Below are 19,278 nucleotides of genomic sequence, written 5' to 3'. Positions count from 1 at the left end.
CTAGAAAACCTCCCTGGCCACCCATCGCCGGATCTGGCAGGTGGTGGGGGTGCTGTTGGGCAGACCGCACGGTGTGCTGGCCCCCCCCGGGGGGCTGCGGCCGGTCAGCCCGGCAGCACTGCCTGCACCGGCTGCCAGCTCACGGCCACGGGGCTCTTGCGCGAGAACAGCTCCACATGCGAGTCGATGGCGAACTGCACGCGCGCCAGGCTGGCATCGTCTTCGGCGCTGCAGTCGAAGTGCAGGGCCGCGTCGTCGGCGCGCAGCACGCACAGGCCCCAGGGGAAGTGGGCCTCGCCCCGGTGCTCGTCGTAGTCCACGCGGATCTTGCGGGTGAAGTGGTAGCACAGGCGCTGCAGGTAGCGGCTGGCCTCGGGGGTGGGCACATGGCCCTCGCGTCGCATCATGGGTGGGGATGTCGTTGTGGAGGAAATGAGGGGCTACAGCGGCAGCGCCGCATCGGCCAGCACCAGCAGGTTGCCTTGCGAGCAGCGCTCCACGCGGGCCTGCACGCCATAGGCGCGCTGCAGCAGGGCAGGGGTCAGCACCTCGGCCGGGTCGCCGGCCGTCAGCACGCTGCCGCCGCCCAGCACCAGCACATGCTGGCAAAAGCGCAGCGCCAGGTTCAGGTCGTGCACGGCCACCAGGCCGATGGCGCCTTGCTGCAACACCATGGCGCGCACGGCCTGCAGCACCTGCAGCTGCCAGCGCAGGTCGAGCGCGCTGGTGGGCTCGTCCAGCAGCAAGAGGCGCGGCGCGCGCACGATGACCTGGGCCAGGCCCACCATCTGCCGCTGGCCGCCCGAGAGTTCATCCAGCCGCCGCAGCGCCAGCGCCTGCAGGCCCAGCGCCGCCACCACCGACTCGATGGCCGCCTCGCGCTGGGCGGTGCTCCATTCGCTGCGGCCGGCGCGCAGCGCGCTCTGCCAGGTTTCGTAGGCCACGAGCGAGGTGCTCTGCGGCAGTGCCTGGGGCAGGTAGCCCACACGGCGCAGGCGCTCGCGCGGGGGCAGGGTGCTCAAGTCCGTGCCCTCCAGCCACACGCGGCCCTGCGCAGGCCGCAGTCCGGCCACGGCCTTGAGCAGGGTGGACTTGCCCACGGCATTGGGGCCCACCACGGCCACCAGGGTGCCGGGCGGCACGCCCGGCAGGTTCACGCCCTGCAGCACGGGGCGGCCGGGGTAGCCGGCGGTGAGCTGGTCGATTTGCAGGCTGTCCTTCATGCCACCCTCCGTTGGCGCAGCACCAGCGCCATGAACAGCGGCACACCCACCAGCGCGGTGATGATGCCAATCGGCAGCACCACGCCGGGCACCAACGCCTTGCTCAGGATGGACGCGAGCGACAGCATCAGCGCCCCGGCCAGCGCGCTGCCCGGCAGGTAATAGCGGTGGTCTTCGCCCAGCAGCATGCGCGCGATGTGGGGCCCCACCAGGCCCACAAAACCGATGGTGCCCACGAACGACAGGGCCGTGGCCGCCAGCAGGCTCACGCGCAGCAGCGTCACCAGGCGCAGCCGCTCCACGGCAATGCCGAAGCTGCGCGCCTGGTCCTCGCCCGCGCGCAGCGCCGTGAGCGCCCAGGCCTGGCGTGCCGACCACAGCAGGCACAGCAGCAGCACCGTGCCCACGATGCCGATCTTGGTCCAGGTGGCGCGGCCCAGGCTGCCCATGGTCCAGAACACGATCTGCTGCAGCGCATTGCTGTCGGCGATGAACTGCAGCAGCCACAGCAGCGCCTCGAAGCTGAACAGCAGCGCAATGCCGAACAGCACCACCGTGTCCACCGTGGCGCCCTGGCGCCAGGCCAAGAGCTGGATCAGCGCCGTGGCGCAGGCCGCACCCACAAAGGCGCACAGCGGCACCGCCAGGTTCTCGCCCCAGGCCACGAGCGTGAAGCCGCTGACCACGGCGGCCGAGGCGCCCACGGCGGCGGCGGCCGACACGCCCAGCGTGAACGGACTGGCCAGCGGGTTGTTGAGCGCGGTCTGCATCTCGGCACCCGCCAGGCCCAGGCTGGCGCCCACCAGCACGGCCATCACCGCATAGGGCAGGCGCACTTCCCACAGGATGACCTGCTGCGCCTGCGGCAGCGCGCCGGGCGTGAACAGGCCCCGCAGCACATCGGCAAACGCGAAGGTGGAGGGGCCCAGCGCGATGTCGGCCACCACGCTGGCGCACAGCACGGCCAGCAGGGCGGCCAGCAGCAGCAGGCGCCGGCGCACGAAATGCCGGTAGCGCTGTGCGAGCGGGCCAGTGGCATCAAGGGGGGAGGGGGCAATGGGGTTCAACGGGACGGTTCCGGGGGGCGGGGCACGCGCGGTGCGGGGAGGGTTTCAGGCGCGGGCGCGCTCTTTGGGGGCTCTCAGCGGGGCTGCTGGGCCAGCGCCAGCGCGTCGATCAGGCCGGGTGCCATGGCGCTGCCATGGTCCAGGCCGGGCAGCACGGCCATGTCCACGCGCAGCTCGGGCCATTGCAGCACGCCCAGCTGGTCGGCCAGGGCCTGGGTGCGCTCGATCATGCGGCGCTCGGCCTGCACGGCGGCGCGCGCAGCGGTGGGGGCGGCCTGGGCCTGCTCCAGGCTGCCCACGCGCAATTGCAGCTGCGCCTTAAAGGGACGCGGCGCCGTGGCGTGGAGCTGCATGAACTGGCGGGCGGTGTGCAGCAGCTGTGCGTTGTTCCACCACACCGAGGGGCTGGTGGCGGCGTAGCGCGTGAACTGTGTGGGGCGCGTGAACAGCGCGTGCAGCACCAGCAGGCCGCCGAACGAATGCCCGCTGATCGTCTGGCGCCCAGGGTCGGTGGCAAAGGCCTGGGCCACGCGCGGCTGCAGTTCGTGGGCGATGAAGTCGAGCAGGAGGTCCGCGCCGCCCGCCTCGGGCGTGGCCGCGCGGCCGGGGGCGGGCGGCGTGTAGTCGCGCTGGCGTTCGGCGGGGTGGATCACGGCGTCGCCGGGGTGGCCGATGCCGACCACGATGGCGTTGTCCGCGCCCATGTCGCTGGGCCGCCCCGCGCTGTTGCGCGCCAGCTGGGCCGCGAGCGCAAAGGCGGCGTTGCCGTCCAGCACATACAGCACCGGGTGGCCCGCGGCGGGCGCGGGGCCCGCAGGCGGCTGCACCCAGATGCGCCAGGTGTGGCCGCTGGCCGGGTCGCGCAGGTCGAGCTGGTGCGTGCCGGGCAGGCGGGCGGCAGGTGCCTGCAGCAACGAAGCGGGCGGTTGCGTTGCTGTGGCGGCGCAGCCTGGGAGTCCAACGCCCGCGCCCGTCGCTGCAGCGGCCACCAACAGGGCGCGGCGGCGCGTGGTGGGGGCGGGCATCAGAGGCTGGTCCAGTACACGCCGGTCAGCGGGATCGGCTGGAACTGGGTGAACATCGTCTGCAGCGTGGCGCGCGGGTCCAGGTCGGCAAACAGCGCGGGGTGCAGCCATTTGGCAAACACCTGCACGGCCACCACGTTGAAGGGCGAGTTGTAGTAGTGGTGCCAGATGGCGTGTGCGCGGCCGGGCTGCTGCACGGCCTGCAGCTGGGCGATGCCTTTGCGCTGCGTGGCGCGCTGCAGCGAGGCGCGGGCCGCCTCGGGCGTGGCGTCGGCGCCCAGCACGATGCGCAGCGGCGACTTCTCGGCCGTGGCCATGCTGCCGATGCCGGTGCCGATGTACAGCCGGGGTTGGGTGGCAATCAAGAACTCGGGGTTCAGCGTGCCGTGTTCGCCCGGGATGCGGCCGCGCGCCACGTTGTCGGCGCCGGCCGCATCGAGCAGCACGCCCACCAGGCCCACCATGGTGGCGCAGCATTCATCGGCCAGGCCCACGCGGTTTTCCAAAAACACGCCAGGGTGGCGCGTGCCAGCGGGCAGGGTGCGCAGGCGCGACTCGACGCGTTCCAGTTGGCCCCGCCAAAAGCTGTTGAAGGCCTCGGCCTCCTTGCGCTTGCCCAGCACGGCGCCCAGCAGCTCCATGCTGCGCGTCGTGTTCTTGAGCGGGTCGTGGCGGAAGTCCACAAACACCACGGCCACACCGGCGGCTTCCAGGCGGGCCAGGGTTTCGCGGTCGTTCTTGCTGGGGCCATGGCCGCCCGCCAGGCCCAGGATGGCCAGCTGCGGGCGCAGCGCAATCGCCTGCTCGTCGCTGAAGCTGCCGCTGCTGTTGCGGCCCACGCGCGGCACCTTGTCGAGCTGCGGGAAGCGGCCGCGCCACTGGGCATAGCCTGCGGCATCCAGGGTTTCGTAGTCGCCCATCATGCCCACCAGGCGGCGGGCCACATCCTGGCGCTCGAACACACCCAGCGCGGGCAGCAGGCGGCCTTCGCCGAGCAGGATGCGGTCCACCCTGGTGGGCAGGGTGACGCTGCGGCCGGCCAGGTCGGTCACGGTCTGGGTGGCGCCCTGGGCGTGCAGGGGCGACGAGGTGCCCAGGAGCAGGGCGCAGAACAGGGCCGCCAGCGGGGCCAGGGAGCGAAGGCGTGTCAACAGCATGAAGGACGGTGTGGCAGGGGGCCGGCCAGGATGGCGACCGCATCAATGCCAATATTGAGAATCATTTGCATTTATTATGACAAGTTGTTAGCATCCCATGCGCAAGCGGCCGCCGTGTTTGCCAAGAAGAGAAAAACCTTTGCGCCAGCGTCTGGCGCGGCCCGGGCGGCGGCGCACCCCGGGTTTTGCGCTGCCTCGCGCCCATCCCGTCCCATCCGCTTTTCACCACGCCTGCCCTTGTCTGCCCGCCTGCCCCTGTCTGCCGTCAGCCCCTTGAATGTTTTGTCCGCAGCGCCCGCGTCGGACGGCATGCAGGCGTCGCTGCAACGCCATCTGCAGCGCCTGCGCGTGCTGCGCCCCGGCCTGCACCTGCATGCCGACGATGCGGCCGACGCGCAGGACTTCACCGCCAGCGGCGAGATGGACGCGGGCCTGCGCATCGTCGTGCTGCTGGAGGGCTCGGTGGACGTGAGCTACGGGCCGCGCCGCGTGGCGCTGTCGAGCGCCGCCGACCGCGCCCGGGTGGCCGGCCGGCCCGGCCTGCCGCGCGCGCTGCTGGTGTCGGTGGCCGAGCCCGAGCGCTTTGAGCGGCGCGCGCGCAAGGGCGCCTATGCGCGCCGCGTGAGCGTGGGCCTGGGCGGCGAGTGGCTGGAGCAGGTGGCCGGGCCCGCCGCCTCGGAGGCGATTGAGGCCTTTCGCCGCCAGCACCTGGCCATGCACCACTGGCAGCCCTCGGCACGCATTGCCGCGCTGGCCGAGCAGATCACCCACGCGCCGGACCTGAACCCCCTGCTGCTGCACCTGTACCTGGAGAGCCGCGCGCTGGAGCTGGTGGGCGAGGCGCTGGGCAGCCTGGCGCAGCACGCCCCGGGGCCGGCGCCTGCGCCCGTGCCGGCTTCGGCCCCCGCGCCCACGGCGCTGCGGCTGCTGCCCCATGAGCACCGGCGCATGCGGGCCCTGCACGCCTTTTTGCAGACCGAGGGCGCCATGGACCTGTCGCTCGACGCGCTGGCGCGCCAGGCCGGCACCAACGCCACCACGCTGCAGCGGCACTTTCGCGCGGTGTATGGCACGACGGTGTTCGACTTTGTGCGCGAACACCGCCTGCAGCGCGCCCGCCAGGCGCTGGAGCAGGACGGCCTGACGGTGGGCCAGGCGGCCCTGGTGGCGGGCTACAACAGCGCCGCCAACTTTGCCACCGCCTACCGCAAGCGCTTTGGCATGCCGCCCAAGTTGGCGCGCGGAAGGATTTGAAGCCCCCCTGAGTCGCCTGCGGCGCCTTCCGCCCGAGGGGGGCGCCGCCAGCGCGGCGGGGCGGCCCTTGCGCGGCGGCCCTGGCGGGGCCGCGCCCGCTGCAGGCGCGTGGGGGATTTGAAGCCGCCAACGTGGCGGTTAACGCCCACCGCGGGCAGCGCGGGTGCTGCAAACATCTTTGTTGGCCCTGCAAACACAGCCTGGCGGGACGCATGAAATCATCGCTGCATGCCGGATGCAACAAGCCGGCATGCCTTGCAGCACATTCTGGGCACAGCGTCTTCACCGCTCCATCGCGGAGCGGGTTCGTGTTTTGGATGAAATCGCACTCATTCTTGTTTGCGGTTCGGTTGCCTGGCATCCCCTTACTTTGTTTTTGATTCAGGACCGCTATGCAGACTCGCCGCCCATCCCGGGGGACCTCCCCGGCACATCCTTTTGCCCTGCGCCAGATCGCCCAGGCCTGCGCGTGGACCCTGCTGGCCGGTGCCGGCGCGGCCTGGGCCCAAAGCCCGGCCGCTCCGGTGGCGCTCAAGGAAGTGACCGTGAACGCGGCGGCCGAAACGCCCGAGAGCCTGCCCGCCGCCGCGCCTGGCGGCAAGGTGGCCAAGGGCACGCGCCTGGGCGTGCTGGGCAATGTGGGCGTGATGGACACGCCTTTCAACATGACGGGCTACACCGCCGAGGGCATTGCCGACCAGCAGGCCCAGACCGTGGGCGCGGTGCTCAAGAACGACCCCTCGGTGCGCACCACCACCAACGAAGGCCACATCGTCGAAAACTTCATCATCCGGGGCTTTGGCGTGGGCGCCAACTCCATGGCCATCAACGGCGCCTATGGCCTGGCGCCCGAGCAGAACACACCCACCGAGATCTTCGAGCGCGTGGAAGTGCTCAAGGGCCCCGGCGCCATGATGATGGGCTTGCCACCTGCGGGCGATGTGGGCGGCGCCATCAACCTCGTGCCCAAGCGCGCGGGCAAGGAGCCGCTCACACGCGTGACCACCACCTATTCGTCCCAATCCAACCTGGGCGTGCACGCCGATGTGTCGCGCCGCTTTGGCACGGACCAGCGCCTGGGCGTGCGCGTCAACGGCGTGCTGTCGGGCGGCGAGACCTGGCTCAACCGCCAGACCAAGGCGCGCGAGATCGGCCACCTGGCGCTCGATTACCAGGGCGAAGGCTGGAATGTCGAGGCCGATGCCTATTCGCTCAAGAACAAGGTGCGCAAGGGCTCGCCCATGCAGCCCATCCTGACCGGCTGGACCACGGTGCCCAAGGCGCCCGATGGCTCCACCAACTTCTTCTACGGCGAGGGCGTGTACAGCAACACGCAGACGCAGGGCCTCATCGTGCGCGGCCAGGCCAGGATCAACGCGGGCTGGACGGCCTTTGCCTCGGCCGGCCGGGCGCAGCATGCGTATGACGGGTTCATCTTCGGCACCCGGCCTGTGTGGACCCCGGCCAACGCCGCCACCGGCAACGCCACGGGCACGGCCTACAACTCCTGGGGCGAGTACGACACCACCACGGCCGAGCTGGGCCTGCGCGGCCAGTTCAGCACGGGCGCCGTGGCGCACAAGCTCACGCTCGCGGCGAACGTGATGAACTACGAAGGCGGCAGCCGCGCCAATGGCACGGCCGCCATCAGCAGCAACATCTACAACCCCCGGCCCATCACCATGCCCAATGGCGCCGCAGCCTCGACCTTCACCCAGTACAACGACGACGTGATGACGGCGCTGAGCGTGGTAGACACCCTCGCATTGGCCGACGACAAGCTGCAGCTCACCCTGGGCCTGCGCGCGCAGCAGGTGAACCAGAAGCTCAGCAAGTACAAGGAAAGCGCCGTGACGCCGCTGGTGGGCGTGGTCGCCAAGCCCTGGGGCGAGAACGTTTCGCTGTACGGCAACTACGTGGAAGGCCTGAGCGCCGGCACCACCGTGAAGGCACCCTATGCCAACGAGGGCGAGACCTTCAAGCCCTACAAAAGCAAGCAGATGGAACTGGGCGTGAAGTGGGTGAGCGGCAGCCTCACGCAGACCGTGAGCCTGTTCCAGATCAGCAAGCCCGCGCTCATCGAGGCCAACAACCGCCAGGTGCTGGATGGCGAGCAGCGCAACCGGGGTGTGGAGTGGAACGTGTTTGGCCAACTGAACCCGGCCCTCACGCTGCTGGGCGGCGTGGCCTACACCGAGGCCGAGCAGACCCAAACCGCCAAGGGCGTGAACCAGGGCCGTGCGCAGTTCGGCGTGCCCAAGCTCACGCTGAACCTGGGCGCCGACTGGGCCATCCCCGGTGTGCAGGGCCTGTCGGTCAACGGCCGTGTGAACCACACGGGCGCGCAGTGGCTCACGGGCGACAACAGCGTGAAGCTGCCCGCCTGGACCACGCTGGACGTGGGCGCCCGCTACGCCACGCGCTTCGGGCCGCAGCCCGTGGTGCTGCGCGCCACGGTCACCAACCTTGCCAACCGCGCGTACTTCGACAGCATCTGGGGTGCGGGCCGGGTGAACGTGGGCGCACCGCGCGCCGTGCGCCTGTCGGCTTCGTTTGACTTTTAAGGCGGCGTAACGCCCCTTTGCCACGGAGGCCGGCACGTGACCTGGTGGGCGTGCCGGGCTTCTGGCATGGGGTGTTAAATGCTTCTGATTTGATAGCTAATACCGCTTGCCCAGAAAACGGTAGTGGCCAAAAATACCCATGCCGGTGTGGGCCGGCCGCCGCTCAGGTTCCGCCCACGTAGGGGTTGCTCTGGCGCTCGCGGCCAAAGCTGCTCTCGGGCCCATGCCCGGGGATGAACACCGTCTGGTCGCCCATGGGCCACAGGCGCCCGGTGATGCTGTCGATCAGGTCCTGGTGGTTCCCCATCGGGAAGTCCGTGCGGCCGATGCTGCCGGCAAACAGCACATCACCCACAAAGGCCCGGTCGATCTGCGGCGCATGGAACACCACATGGCCGGGCGTGTGGCCGGGGCAGTGGCGCACGGCCAGCGTCTCGTTGCCGATCTGCACTTCATCTCCATCGTGCAGCCAGCGCGTGGGCGTGAAGTGCTGCGCAGGCGGAAACCCAAACATCGCGCTCTGCTGCGGCAGGCCATCAATCCAGAACTGGTCGCCCGGATGCGGCCCCACGATGGGCAGGCCCATGCGCTGCGCCAGCTCGCCCGTGCCGCCCGCATGGTCGATGTGCGCATGGGTGAGCCAGATCTGCGAGAGCGTGAGGCCCAGGCGCTGCACCTCGGCCAGCAGCACATCAAGGTCGCCCCCGGGGTCGATCACGGCGGCTTCGTGGGTGGCATCGCACCAGACGAGGGAGCAGTTTTGCTGGAATGCAGTCACGGGGACGGTGAGGTAGCGGAGCATGCGGGGCGGGTGGCAAGGTTTTAGGAAGAAGCAGAAAGAACATGGCTGCCAAACTGGCTGAGCGACGCCCGCCAGCTTACGAAACACAGTCTCGAAACGAATGGATTGTTCTACAGAACAGATGCCTTCTTTCACCTTGTGCTGGTGACGCGGTGGTTTCTGGAGTTGAGCCGAATCAGCACACAACGCGGCGGAAGGGGTTGCCGCGTTCTGTGGCAAAAGTACGGATGTTTGCGGTGGTCCTATTTCGGGTAGCTACCAATCCATTGCAGCTGCTTGAACCTCGTCTATCTATGTCTGCTGCGCAGCGGGAGCGGCATTTGGAATTCGGCGGCCCAACTTCCCCTAAACGGAGCAAAGCAGTCTTCGATGCCAGTGAACGCATTCCGTGTCGAGTTTGGCGGTTTGGGCCACACAAGCAGCGTCGGGCTGATCGCCAATTTAGCCTTGGAGCGTCATATCTGACACGAAAGTACCGATCTCCCCAAGAGACGCGCTCAGTCATTTTGAATAGTGGTAGAGGAGGTCACCTCCTCGGCCAGTTCATTGAGCACGGAAAACACCCCGTCGAGATCGTCGCGGTAGAAGGCCGTGTAGCCGGGCGTATAGACGCATCGCCCGCTGTCTTGGAGACCAAGCCCCCGAATGTGATCGCGATGTTCAAGCCAATACCGGACCATCGCCTTCGGATCCAGTCCACCTGGTAGTCCAGACTTCGTCGCGACATAGCCCTCTTCATCTCGACCAGTGTGGAAGGGGCTGCTCAAGTGGGCGAGGCAATGATCGAGGAACAGCAGCACGTTGTCGCCGCTTACCAAGGGGCTAAAGCAAAAGCCAAAGACGTACTCGTTCATCAACCTGGAGATGCCGGCGCCATCCTCTGACCCGACTTCATCATAGTGACCACATCCAACGCCGGAGCCATTCGGGGGGAGCGCATTGCTGAGCTGATAGATCACAAACGACGCGGCGAAGGCGCGCGCCGAGGCGACACGGCGCGCAATTGTTGTATCTCCTTGCTCGGATCCCGGATCCAGCGAAGCCTGTTCATGGAGATGCGCAAAAGCCTGCCCTAAAAACGCATCTACGGGCACTTCACGTGCTTCGGCGATGAAGTTCCGTCCAGCGTCAATGTAGGTACGCTTGAAGAGCGCGAACACCTGTTGAGAGAGCCGCCTCATGCCCAACAGGGCTAGTTTGCTAACCAGACCTGAAGTCATAGCGGACGGGTCTTGGTGAACGATCAGCGCTGTGTGCAGGTTGTACAGCTGCCCGCCGCGATCCGCCGAACACTGCAGCCTGAATAGCATCAGATCATTCCAACCGAGCACACCGCGGTCTAGGCTCGCGAGCCGCTCCAGCAGACCTTTCCCAACGTACGCTTGCTCTCCGAAGATGCGCCACGCGACTTCTATGACGTTCTCCGGGGTGTTTGCCCGTCGCCGGCCGACAGTTCGCCCCCAACCTGCGCGATCCAACAGCCGCAATAGCGAGTAGATCGACCTCGGCCGCAGTCCACGGTCATCGTTGTCGAACGACGAGTAGCGTGGCAGGTACTCAACGAGCGTTTCGATGGCGTCTTCTGCGGTCGGGCTGGTGAAATCGTGGGCCTGATTGACAAGTACCCGCCAGAACTGGTCGTGTGCGGTCTCTGTTCGTTCCAGTGCAAACTCAGCTTCCGCGAGAACCGAGGCAATCGATCGTCCCTTGCGAACCTGATCCACCGCTGTTTGGTAGAGAACAAAGGTCTCCTGCGGCTCCGGCGTGGCAAAGCGAACAATGAGCTTCAAAAAGCTCTCCAGGTTTCTCGTATCGCCCTTGTTAAAGCACGCCCGGGACCGAAGAACGGACTCTTCAATGTTGCGCCCGTCGCCCAGCTCCAAAACCTCCACGTCAAACAACTGCTCCAGCAAGAAACTGGCAGAACCTGGGTGCACGTCCTTGACCTTTGAAAAACCATCGGCGTTCTTGAAATCTGGTTCGTCGTACTTGCGCCGAATCGAGAAAGTACCACTGCGCCCCTCTGTCTCCTCGGCGTATATGCGCCTGAACAACCCTGGATAGTTCAGGTGCAGCAGCATCAAATTGATGAGGTCACGCTTATTGAAGTCGGTCCGGCCCAGATTGGTCTTCTCAATCTGCATGAGCAAGATCGCGTTGATGAAGCGCTTAACCTTGCGCAGATCACCGAGCAAAGGCAGGTACTTGGCGGCAAGATCACCACTCAAGATTTCCGCTAGCTCATTTAGTACGGCACCAAGCTTCAACATCGTGTCCGATGGCACGGACCCGAGCTGGCTCTCGCTCTTTTCCCAGTCGCGCTGTAAGAAGTTGCGGATGCTGGAGCTGTCCACGAATAAGCTCAGTTTGACTGTCACAAACTTCTCAAGGAACTCACGCGCCCTGGATCCTTCCTCTTTGCCACCGGCCAGTACCTCGGTGTCATAGCAAAGGACGTAGGTCGCTTGCGACAGCTTGAAGGTGCGTCGCGTTGCGAATAGGACGTTGTTGACGGTCTTCGCGTCCAGACGATCCAGGTCGTCGATGACTACGATCACACGTCGACCGATACGTCGAAGGACCTCGTCAATGTCGTCGAGCAACTCATCGACGGTTTCCTGAGAAGGCTCCAGCGAGAGCTTGAAGCCCAGGAACGAAACGTCAGCCTTACCCTTGATGAGCCGAGAGTATCGGGAGGCCGCAGGACGGAACTCGGGTGCAAAGACCTTGCGCTGAATCGCGGCGGACAGGTCGCGAATCAAGCGATCAGCGAGATCTGGCTCGGATGCGTATCGAAGGGGCTCAAACCGACAAACAATTACCTTGTCCGCAGCTCGCTCCCAGTAGCGTTCTGCAAGATTGATGAAGCTTGTCTTGCCTACGCCCCAGGGGCCATCGACACCGAACACCAATCCTGAATGCACACCGCTTGCGAGGACTGTCTCTGCGAACGACTTTGCTTGGGTCTCGTTCGATAGCAGATCGTCGGTCTCCTGTCTGATCTCTTCGTCCGCAAGGAAACGGAATTGCGAAGGAGTCTGCCGCCTTCTAGGCCAATGCCACTGGACTAGCGGTGACAAAAGCACAGTGCAGAACAGCAGAAGAAAAACTGGCGCCCAATACGGGTCCGCCGCTTTCAATGCTGCGTGGAACTTTAAAAGCCAAGGCATGGCTAACTCGTTTGACCAAGCTCCCAAGCACATTGCGATGAGTAGATCGAAACGAAGGCTTTGCCCCATTTGGAAGGCAGAAACATGCGCACCACGATTGATGGCGTAGACCACACAGACCGCCAGTCCAATAAGAACAGGTATTGCTTTGGCCCAAAGGGGAAAGTCGGCTATCGCAGGAACAAACGCAGTTCCCAGATAGTAGGTACTCCTGCAGACTTCTGCGGCAACCAAGCCAACAACGAACATCTTGGCAAAGACCAGGAGTTCGGGCATTTTCATCGTGTGCTTGGTAGCCGCCATTCAACATTCCTCTCTGTGACGCGTGAGCGCATTGTGCGTGCAGCGACTTGCGGGGCGTGCTGGCGCTCCTCGGCATCTTGCGCCGTCCGGAAGACTATCTGGGTGGTGAATTGGCGTAGATCTGCCAGGTAAAGTGGACCTGCAGCGCGAAGACGCCGGTCACAGATGCGACTTACATGATGCTGGTCCCCGTCCTCCCTCCCATTCAGACTGTTCCTCTTAGTTGTTCCGAGCGGTAGTTCGGTTCTCAGGTCGAAATGCAGAGCTGGCAGAGTTGGCCTGCCACGCCCCGAAGCCACTGACCGCTCGCACCAATAGAAGACGCTGCTTGGCCTAACTATGAAAGTCAGCATCCAGCCTCAAGCTGGCAACGGCGAAAAAAGGCTGGCCGGCTACTCTTGGCGACCGGCCGCGCAGCGTCGGTATCCGCTGCATTCCGGCCCAACTCCCATCCCCGCCCTCAATCCACCTCCGCCGGCCGCCCCAGCAGCCGGTTCACCGCCGCGCGCAGGCCTTCGAGCGAGGTGGTGTTGAGCACGAACACCACAAAGCCCTCAATGTGGCTGCTCAGCAGTTCGAAGCGGATGTGCAGGAAGACCACCAGGTGGTTCTGGATGCGGGTGCCCAGGATGGTGCGGCTGTCGCCGATATCGATGCTGGGCGGGCTGAGCTGGAATTCGTTGCCCAGCAGGTCGGACAGGGCGGCGATGCAGGCGTTGAGCATGACGTTGCCCACCTCGGTCATCGCGTCCTGTTCGATGGCGCTGAGGTCTTCGCCGGGCAGGCTCTGGCCGGCGACGATGCGCACGATCTCCAGGCTCTTGTGGCCGGGGAAGATCAGCAGGGCGTCGCCATTGAAGGCCCCGCGAAATGGCTGGCGCACGCCGTACATGGTGCTGCCGGCCGCGCCCAGCTGCTGCGCGGCCTCGCTCACGGTGAAGATGCTCACATGCGGCACGGACAGCAGCACCTCGTCGTGCATGAGGCTGCCCATGGCGGCCGCGGCCTTGCCCACGCCGATGTTGAAGATCTCGCTGAGCGCGTCGATTTGTTCTGCATCTAGCTGGACGGTCATGTCAGGCTCCTGCCAGTGCAGCGAGCTGGCTGGCGGCACTGGCGGTGACGGGCTTGGCGATGAACGCCATGCCGGCTTCTTCGATGCGTGCCTGCACGGCGGTCTGCACATTGGCCGTGAGGATGGCGATGGGCACGCCGGGCTGGATCTTGCGCAGTTCCAGCGCGGCCTCCAGCCCGTTCATGCCGTTCATGTTGAAGTCCATGGACACGAGGTCCACCGGGTTTTCGCGCACCAGCTGCAGCGCTTCTTCGCCGCTGCTGGCATGCACGATGGTCCATTGGGGATGGGCCTGCAGGACCAGGCCCTGCAGGATGAGGCGCGACATGCGGCTGTCGTCAACGATCAATAGGCGAAGGCTCATGGTGGGGCAGGGGGGTTGGGGTCAAGGTTGTCGGATAGCTGCCTCGTAGGCAAGCACTTTGTTGCGGCCTGTGGCCTTGGCGCGATACAGCGCCTGGTCGGCATCGACCAGCAGGGGCTCGATGCCCGCATGGCGGGGGGCCATTTCGGCCACACCGATCGAGATGGTGAACGCGAGCGGCTGGCCTTCGGGCGAGGCCAGGCCCATCTGCGCCATGGCGGCGCGGATGCGCTCGGCCACCACCATGGCGCTGTCGGCCGTGGCGTGGGGCAGCAGCGCGGCAAATTCTTCGCCGCCCAGGCGGCCCAGCAGGTCGGCATCGCGCAGGGCTTCGCCGATGGCTTCGGCGCAAGCGCGGATGGCGGTGTCGCCCACCTGGTGGCCATGCCGGTCGTTGATGCGCTTGAAGTGGTCGATGTCGATCATCAGCACCGCGCAGGGCTGGCCGTGGCGGCGGCAGTGGTCAAACAGGGCGGTGCTGCGCTCCAGAAATGCGCCCCGGTTCAGCAGCCCGCTCAGGGTATCGCGCGTGGCCAGCTCGCGCAGCTGGGTCTCCAGCGCCTTGTGGGTGCTGATGTCAAAGCCCCACAGCAGGTGGGCCAGCTGCCCTTCCACCTCGATGAGCCGGGCCGACAGCGAGCTCCAGCTGGGGTTGTGCTCGCCGATGAGGGCGTCCATCGCATCGACCTGGCCGTAGCGGTCCAGGGTCTGGGTAAAGCGCTCGCGGGTTTCGGGGTCGTGCAGCAGGTCGGCCAGGAACAGGGTCTCTGGCGCGGCCTTCAGGCGCAGGCGCTCGGTGAGCTGGCGGTTGATGAAATGCACCCGCCCGCTTTCGACCTCGGCCAGCACCACGTCGCTGGGGCTGGTGTCCAGGATGAAGCTCACCAGCGCGCGGCCTTCCTCGATCTTGCGGGTGCGGCTGGCCACCCGCACTTCCAGCTGGCGGTTGGCCCGCACCAGCTCCTGCGATGCCGCGCGGGCCATGCGTACATCGCGCACCAGCTTGCCAATCAGCAGGGCGGTGCCCAGCAGCAGGGCGCCCAGCACGCCGCTGAGCACGATGAAGCGGTTGTACAGCTGCTCGCGCGCCTGCTGGCTTTGCTGCACGCTGAACAGGTGCACGGTGGCCACGACCTTGCGCTGCCGGTCCAGCAGCGCGTCTGCATGCCGGATGATGTCGGCGGCCACCCCGGCGGCCGCCTTGCCGCTGTTGTTGCCGCTGTTGCCGGCCGCTGCGCCCAGCTGGCCGGACCAGCGCTCCACCAGGGGGCGCAGGGTGTCCAGATCCTGGGCGGCGTCGGGCAGGGCGTCGCTCAGCTGGGTGCTGACGCGCGGCCCCCGGCCGGAGGTGTCGAGCGTGCTGAACAGCACCTCCAGCCGTTCCTGCAGGTCTTGTGCGCTGGCCTCGCGCGCCCGCACCTTGCGCGCCAGCAGGCTCACGCGTGCCAGCTCGTTGTGCACGCTGGACACGTACCACAGGTCGTTCTGCTGGTGGGGTTGCGCCAGCACATGGGTTTGGCGCAGCGTCCACCACAGCGTGGCGGCCGTGGCCAGCGCCATGGCCGCCACCATGGCCAGCAGCCAGTAGGTGGCGTGCGGGCGGGGCTGGCCGGGGCCATCGTCGCCGGCCGCAGGGCGGGGCAGCGGCTTACCGGAGGGTGACTGCATGGACCTGCCAGATGGAGCGGTTGAGGTAGTCCTGGCCCTGCAGCTGGGGGTGGGTGCCAAACGGGTAGATCAGGATCAGCGGCCCCTTGTCGCGGATGCTGATGCGCTCGCCATCGCGGCTGTACGCCAGGATGGGGTCGTGGCGCACGAGGTCGCTCCAGGGGATTTCGATTGCGTAGTCGTTCAGTGCGCTCAGCAGGATCTGGCTGTGCTCCCCCCCGCCGAGCTGCTCGACCAGGTGGCGCAGCGAGACGCCCCTCCAGCGGTGCTCGCCCGCCAGGCCGAGCGCTGCAGGGAGGGTGGCGACGATCTCCTTGGCGGGCAGTTTTTCCAGGCCCTTGAGGTCGCAGGCCTGGGGGGCCGTGCCCTGGGGGGCGTGCAGCTGCAGCACGCGGCGGCTTTCGGGGGTGGTGCACACCGGGCCCGCGTGTGCCCACTGCGGGCCCCAGAGGGCCATCAGGGAAATCAAGGCGGCGCCTGCGCGGGGCAGAACGGCAGTGGCTCTGAACATCATCACAACTTTCACGTCTTCCGTTTGCGCCGATGCGAGGGGCTCCAGGGCCGGTGCGGTTCTTTCATCGGCACCCCCTACCAGAGAGGCGGGGGGAGGGCACAGAGTGACTATGCAGGGGAAAGCACAAAATCCGACAGATTCAAAACGGAAAATCGCCACACATGGGGCGCTTTGACAATTGTTGACGTTGTTTGCGGTGTTTTGGGTGCGTGCACTCCCGGGTGGGGGGCTCGAAGTTGTTGCACTTGCTTACATATGGTCCCACCACGCCCCAGGGCGTGCAATACCCGCTTACCCGCACTCTGGGCGCCCGCTTTGCCGCTAAGGTGGTGGGTTGCGGTGGGCGCGGCAGCGCGCTACAGGTTGGTGGCTGCCACCACCTCGGCCATGTCGGTCAGACCCTGCAGCACCTTGTCGATGCCGTCCTGGCGCAGGGTGCGCATGCCGGCCGCCAGCGCCGAATGGCGGATGTCCGAGGCCGGGGCCCGGTGGCGGATGTGCTGGCGGATGCTCTCGTCGCTCATCATCAGCTCGTGGATGCCCAGCCGGCCGTGGTAGCCATGGTGGTCGCATTGCTTGCAGCCCACATGGCGCCACAGGCGCAGCTCGCCCTGCACCCCGCCGTACTGCTGGCGCCAGCGCGCAATCTGCGCCTGGCGGCCTTCGGGTGTGTTGCCGGTGCCGCTGTCCAGGTACTGCGATGCCAGGCCCTGCAGCGTGTCCATGCCGGCCACCTGGGGCTCGCGGCAGGCGGTGCACAGGCGGCGCACCAGGCGCTGGGCCAGGATGGCGAGCAGCGAATCGGAGAAGTTGAACGGGTCCAGGCCGATTTCCAGCAGGCGCGCAATGCTTTCGGGCGCCGAGTTGGTGTGCAGCGTGGACAGCACCAGGTGGCCGGTGAGCGAGGCCTCGATGGCGATGCGCGCGGTTTCCTCGTCGCGCATCTCGCCGATCATGATCACGTCGGGGTCGGCGCGCAAAAAGGTGCGCATGGCGGCGGCAAAGGTCCAGCCGATGCGGGGGTTCACCTGCACCTGGCGCAGTCCTTCCTGGGTGATCTCGATGGGGTCTTCGGCCGTCCAGATCTTGCGGCCGGCGGTGTTGATGTCGTGCACCACCGAGTGCAGCGTGGTCGTTTTGCCGCAGCCCGTGGGGCCGCACACCAGCACCAGGCCGTAGCTCTTTTGCACCACGGCCCGCAGGGCCTGCAGGTTGGCAGGGCTCAGGCCGATGTTTTCCAGCGGCAGGGGCTTGGCGCCCGCCAGCAGGCGCAGCACCACGTCTTCCAGCCCGCGCGAGGTGGGCACGGTGACCACGCGCAGCTCCACCGGCGGGCCGCCAAAGCGAGCGAAGTCGATCTTGCCGTCCTGGGGCTTGCGGTGCTCCGAGATGTCCATGCCCGCCATGATCTTGATGCGCGCCACCATCGCAAAGCGGTAGCGCGCGGGCAGCTCCAGGTAGGGGGTGAGGTCGCCGTCGATGCGCAGGCGCACGCGCACGTTGCGCGGGGCGGGCTCGGTTTCGATGTGGATGTCGGAGGCGCGGTGGTTGATGGCCTCGTCGATCACCGAGTTGATGAGCCGCACCAGGGTGTTGTCCGACTCGCTGATCACGTCGGCCTGCTCGGCATCGGCGTCCGGGGCGGTGCTGCTCAGGTTGGTCAGCAGCTCCTGGGAGGTGGCCCGGGCCCCCGACGCGGCCCCGCCGGGGGCGGCAGGCCCCGTGCGGTAGGCCTTGTGGATGGCGGGCATCAGCGTGCCCGGTGCGGCCTGCAGCGGGATGGGGCGCCGCTGGGTCAAAAAGCGCATTTCATCCACCAGCACACGGTCCCAGGGGTCGGCCATGAGCAGCACCAGCGCGTCCTCGCGCGCGATCAGCGGCAGCACGGACTCGCGCTCGGCCACGGCGCGGGGGATGAGGGCCAGGGCCGCGGCCTCGGGGGTGATGTCGCCGGGGTGCACCGTGTACTCGCCCAGCCAGGTGGCGATGACGCTGCGCAACTGCTCCTGCGTCAGCGCCCCCCGCTCCACCAGGATCTGGCCAATGGGCCGGTACAGCCCGCCACTGCGCTCCAGCTGCTGCGCCTGCAGCCCTTCGGACAGTGCGGACAGGGTCAGCAGACCGGCATGCACCAGCGCCTCGCCCAGGTGCCGCGCCTTCCCCACCGTGGGGTGGGGGGTGGAAATCTGCTTCCACAAGGCCTCTGCGTTCGGGGGGCGAAAACTGTGGGCGGGCGGGGGGGCAGAGGCAGCGGCGTCGGTCATCGGGTCAGCAGGGCCGGGTCATAGGCGGAATTCGTAGTCCACGGTGATGGGTGCGTGGTCGGAGAACTTCTCGCCCTTGTAGATGGATTCGGTGCGCGCCAGCGCCGCAAGCGCAGGGGTGGCCAGGTGGTAGTCCAGCCGCCATCCCACGTTGTTGGCATAGGCCTGGCCGCGGTTGCTCCACCAGGTGTAGGCGGTGTCGGTCGCGGTAGGTTGTAACTGACGGTAAACGTCTATGATGCCGCCGCCTTCATCAGTTGTGTGCAACAACTTTGTCATCCAGGCGCGCTCTTCGGGCAAAAAACCACTGTTTTTCTGGTTGCTGCGCCAGTTTTTGAGGTCTATTTGCTGGTGCGCAATGTTGATGTCGCCGCACAGGATGAATTCGCGTTCGGCCTTCAGGCGCATGAGGTGCGGATGGAACTCGGCCAGGAAGCGGAACTTGGCCTGCTGGCGCTCTTCGCCGGAGGAGCCGCTGGGAAAGTAGGCGCTGATGATGGACAGCTTGCGGGCCGGCGTGTCAAAGCGCAGTTCCACATAGCGGCCTTCTGCATCGAATTCTTCAGATCCATAGCCAATCACTATGTCGGAAGGTGTGTGCCGGGTGTACACCCCCACACCGGAGTAGCCCTTTTTATGGGCGAAGTGGAAGTGGCCCTGCAGGTCGGCCAGCTGTTCAAAGCGGTTGGCCATGTCGGGCGCCTGCGCCTTGACTTCCTGCACGCAAATACAATCCGGCCGCGTGGCTGCCATCCAGCTTTCCACGCCTTTGCTGGTGGCCGAGCGGATGCCATTGAGATTGAGGCTGGTTAATTTGAACAAGGATTT

General features: G+C 66.6%; 15 protein-coding genes and 1 pseudogene. 2 read left to right on the top strand and 14 right to left on the bottom strand.

The features are described 5' to 3' along the window. Positions 1 to 104: 104 nt before the first annotated feature. The 6 genes and pseudogenes from DBV10_RS13070 to DBV10_RS23395 form a co-directional block, all read right to left on the bottom strand. Positions 105 to 407 carry a DUF2218 domain-containing protein gene (locus tag DBV10_RS13070; RefSeq protein ID WP_124514055.1) on the bottom strand — a complete coding sequence of 101 codons (303 nt, stop codon included), beginning with the start codon at positions 405 to 407 and terminating at the stop codon, positions 105 to 107. A gap of 33 nt (positions 408 to 440) precedes the next feature. After that, a complete protein-coding gene (locus DBV10_RS13065) occupies positions 441 to 1,223 on the bottom strand; it encodes an ABC transporter ATP-binding protein (protein ID WP_124514054.1) in 783 nt (260 codons plus the stop codon). Further along, positions 1,220 to 2,281, bottom strand: coding sequence for a FecCD family ABC transporter permease (locus DBV10_RS13060; RefSeq protein ID WP_370451170.1), 1,062 nt, complete (start codon positions 2,279 to 2,281; stop codon positions 1,220 to 1,222). Before DBV10_RS13060 ends, DBV10_RS13065 begins: the two co-directional genes overlap by 4 nt. Before the next feature lie 83 nt (positions 2,282 to 2,364). Continuing rightward, entirely contained in the window at positions 2,365 to 3,315 is a 951-nt protein-coding gene (locus DBV10_RS13055; RefSeq protein WP_124514053.1) for an alpha/beta hydrolase, read from the bottom strand. After that, on the bottom strand, positions 3,315 to 4,235 hold the full coding sequence (locus DBV10_RS13050) for an ABC transporter substrate-binding protein (RefSeq protein WP_370451169.1): 921 nt from the start codon (positions 4,233 to 4,235) through the stop codon (positions 3,315 to 3,317). Before DBV10_RS13050 ends, DBV10_RS13055 begins: the two co-directional genes overlap by 1 nt. Further along, positions 4,235 to 4,291, bottom strand: a pseudogene (locus DBV10_RS23395) (hypothetical protein); the annotation flags it as partial. The gene DBV10_RS13050 and the pseudogene DBV10_RS23395, both read right to left, overlap by 1 nt. 418 nt (positions 4,292 to 4,709) lie before the next feature. Between DBV10_RS23395 and DBV10_RS13045 the strand changes: the two are divergent. Together DBV10_RS13045 and DBV10_RS13040 are read left to right on the top strand one after the other, a co-directional pair. Then, positions 4,710 to 5,726 (top strand): helix-turn-helix transcriptional regulator, encoded by a 1,017-nt coding sequence (locus tag DBV10_RS13045; protein ID WP_370451166.1) that lies wholly within the window; start codon positions 4,710 to 4,712, stop codon positions 5,724 to 5,726. Positions 5,727 to 6,118: 392 nt separating this feature from the next. Further along, the gene (locus DBV10_RS13040) at positions 6,119 to 8,290 is read left to right on the top strand and encodes a TonB-dependent siderophore receptor (protein ID WP_124514052.1); all 2,172 of its coding nucleotides are present in this window, start codon (positions 6,119 to 6,121) and stop codon (positions 8,288 to 8,290) included. A gap of 163 nt (positions 8,291 to 8,453) precedes the next feature. On the opposite strand, the gene DBV10_RS13035 is transcribed toward DBV10_RS13040, so the two are convergent. The 8 genes from DBV10_RS13035 to DBV10_RS13000 all read right to left on the bottom strand — a co-directional run bounded on the left by DBV10_RS13035 (position 8,454) and on the right by DBV10_RS13000 (position 19,272). Continuing rightward, positions 8,454 to 9,092, bottom strand: coding sequence for an MBL fold metallo-hydrolase (locus DBV10_RS13035; RefSeq protein WP_124514051.1), 639 nt, complete (start codon positions 9,090 to 9,092; stop codon positions 8,454 to 8,456). A gap of 497 nt (positions 9,093 to 9,589) precedes the next feature. Next, the gene (locus tag DBV10_RS13030; RefSeq protein WP_233589907.1) at positions 9,590 to 12,565 is read right to left on the bottom strand and encodes a KAP family NTPase; all 2,976 of its coding nucleotides are present in this window, start codon (positions 12,563 to 12,565) and stop codon (positions 9,590 to 9,592) included. 460 nt (positions 12,566 to 13,025) lie between these two features. Beyond that, positions 13,026 to 13,640, bottom strand: coding sequence for a chemotaxis protein CheC (locus DBV10_RS13025; RefSeq protein WP_124514049.1), 615 nt, complete (start codon positions 13,638 to 13,640; stop codon positions 13,026 to 13,028). Between the two features lies 1 nt (position 13,641). Continuing rightward, a complete protein-coding gene (locus DBV10_RS13020) occupies positions 13,642 to 14,004 on the bottom strand; it encodes a response regulator (protein ID WP_124514048.1) in 363 nt (120 codons plus the stop codon). Positions 14,005 to 14,025: 21 nt separating this feature from the next. After that, positions 14,026 to 15,672 (bottom strand): GGDEF domain-containing protein, encoded by a 1,647-nt coding sequence (locus DBV10_RS13015; RefSeq protein ID WP_124514047.1) that lies wholly within the window; start codon positions 15,670 to 15,672, stop codon positions 14,026 to 14,028. Continuing rightward, positions 15,653 to 16,129: a molybdopterin-dependent oxidoreductase gene (locus tag DBV10_RS13010; protein WP_158616822.1), complete on the bottom strand. Its 477-nt coding sequence runs from the start codon at positions 16,127 to 16,129 to the stop codon at positions 15,653 to 15,655. The genes DBV10_RS13015 and DBV10_RS13010 overlap by 20 nt, the downstream gene beginning before the upstream one ends. 413 nt (positions 16,130 to 16,542) lie before the next feature. Continuing rightward, a complete protein-coding gene (locus DBV10_RS13005) occupies positions 16,543 to 18,450 on the bottom strand; it encodes a GspE/PulE family protein (RefSeq protein WP_124514045.1) in 1,908 nt (635 codons plus the stop codon). 18 nt (positions 18,451 to 18,468) lie between these two features. Continuing rightward, a complete protein-coding gene (locus tag DBV10_RS13000; RefSeq protein ID WP_124514044.1) occupies positions 18,469 to 19,272 on the bottom strand; it encodes an exodeoxyribonuclease III in 804 nt (267 codons plus the stop codon). Between the last annotated feature and the right edge of the window lie 6 nt (positions 19,273 to 19,278).

The sequence above is a fragment of the Acidovorax sp. FJL06 genome (genome assembly GCF_003852545.1).
Classification (GTDB): Bacteria; Pseudomonadota; Gammaproteobacteria; order Burkholderiales; family Burkholderiaceae_C; genus Acidovorax.
This window is presented reverse-complemented; position numbering and strand designations above follow the sequence as displayed.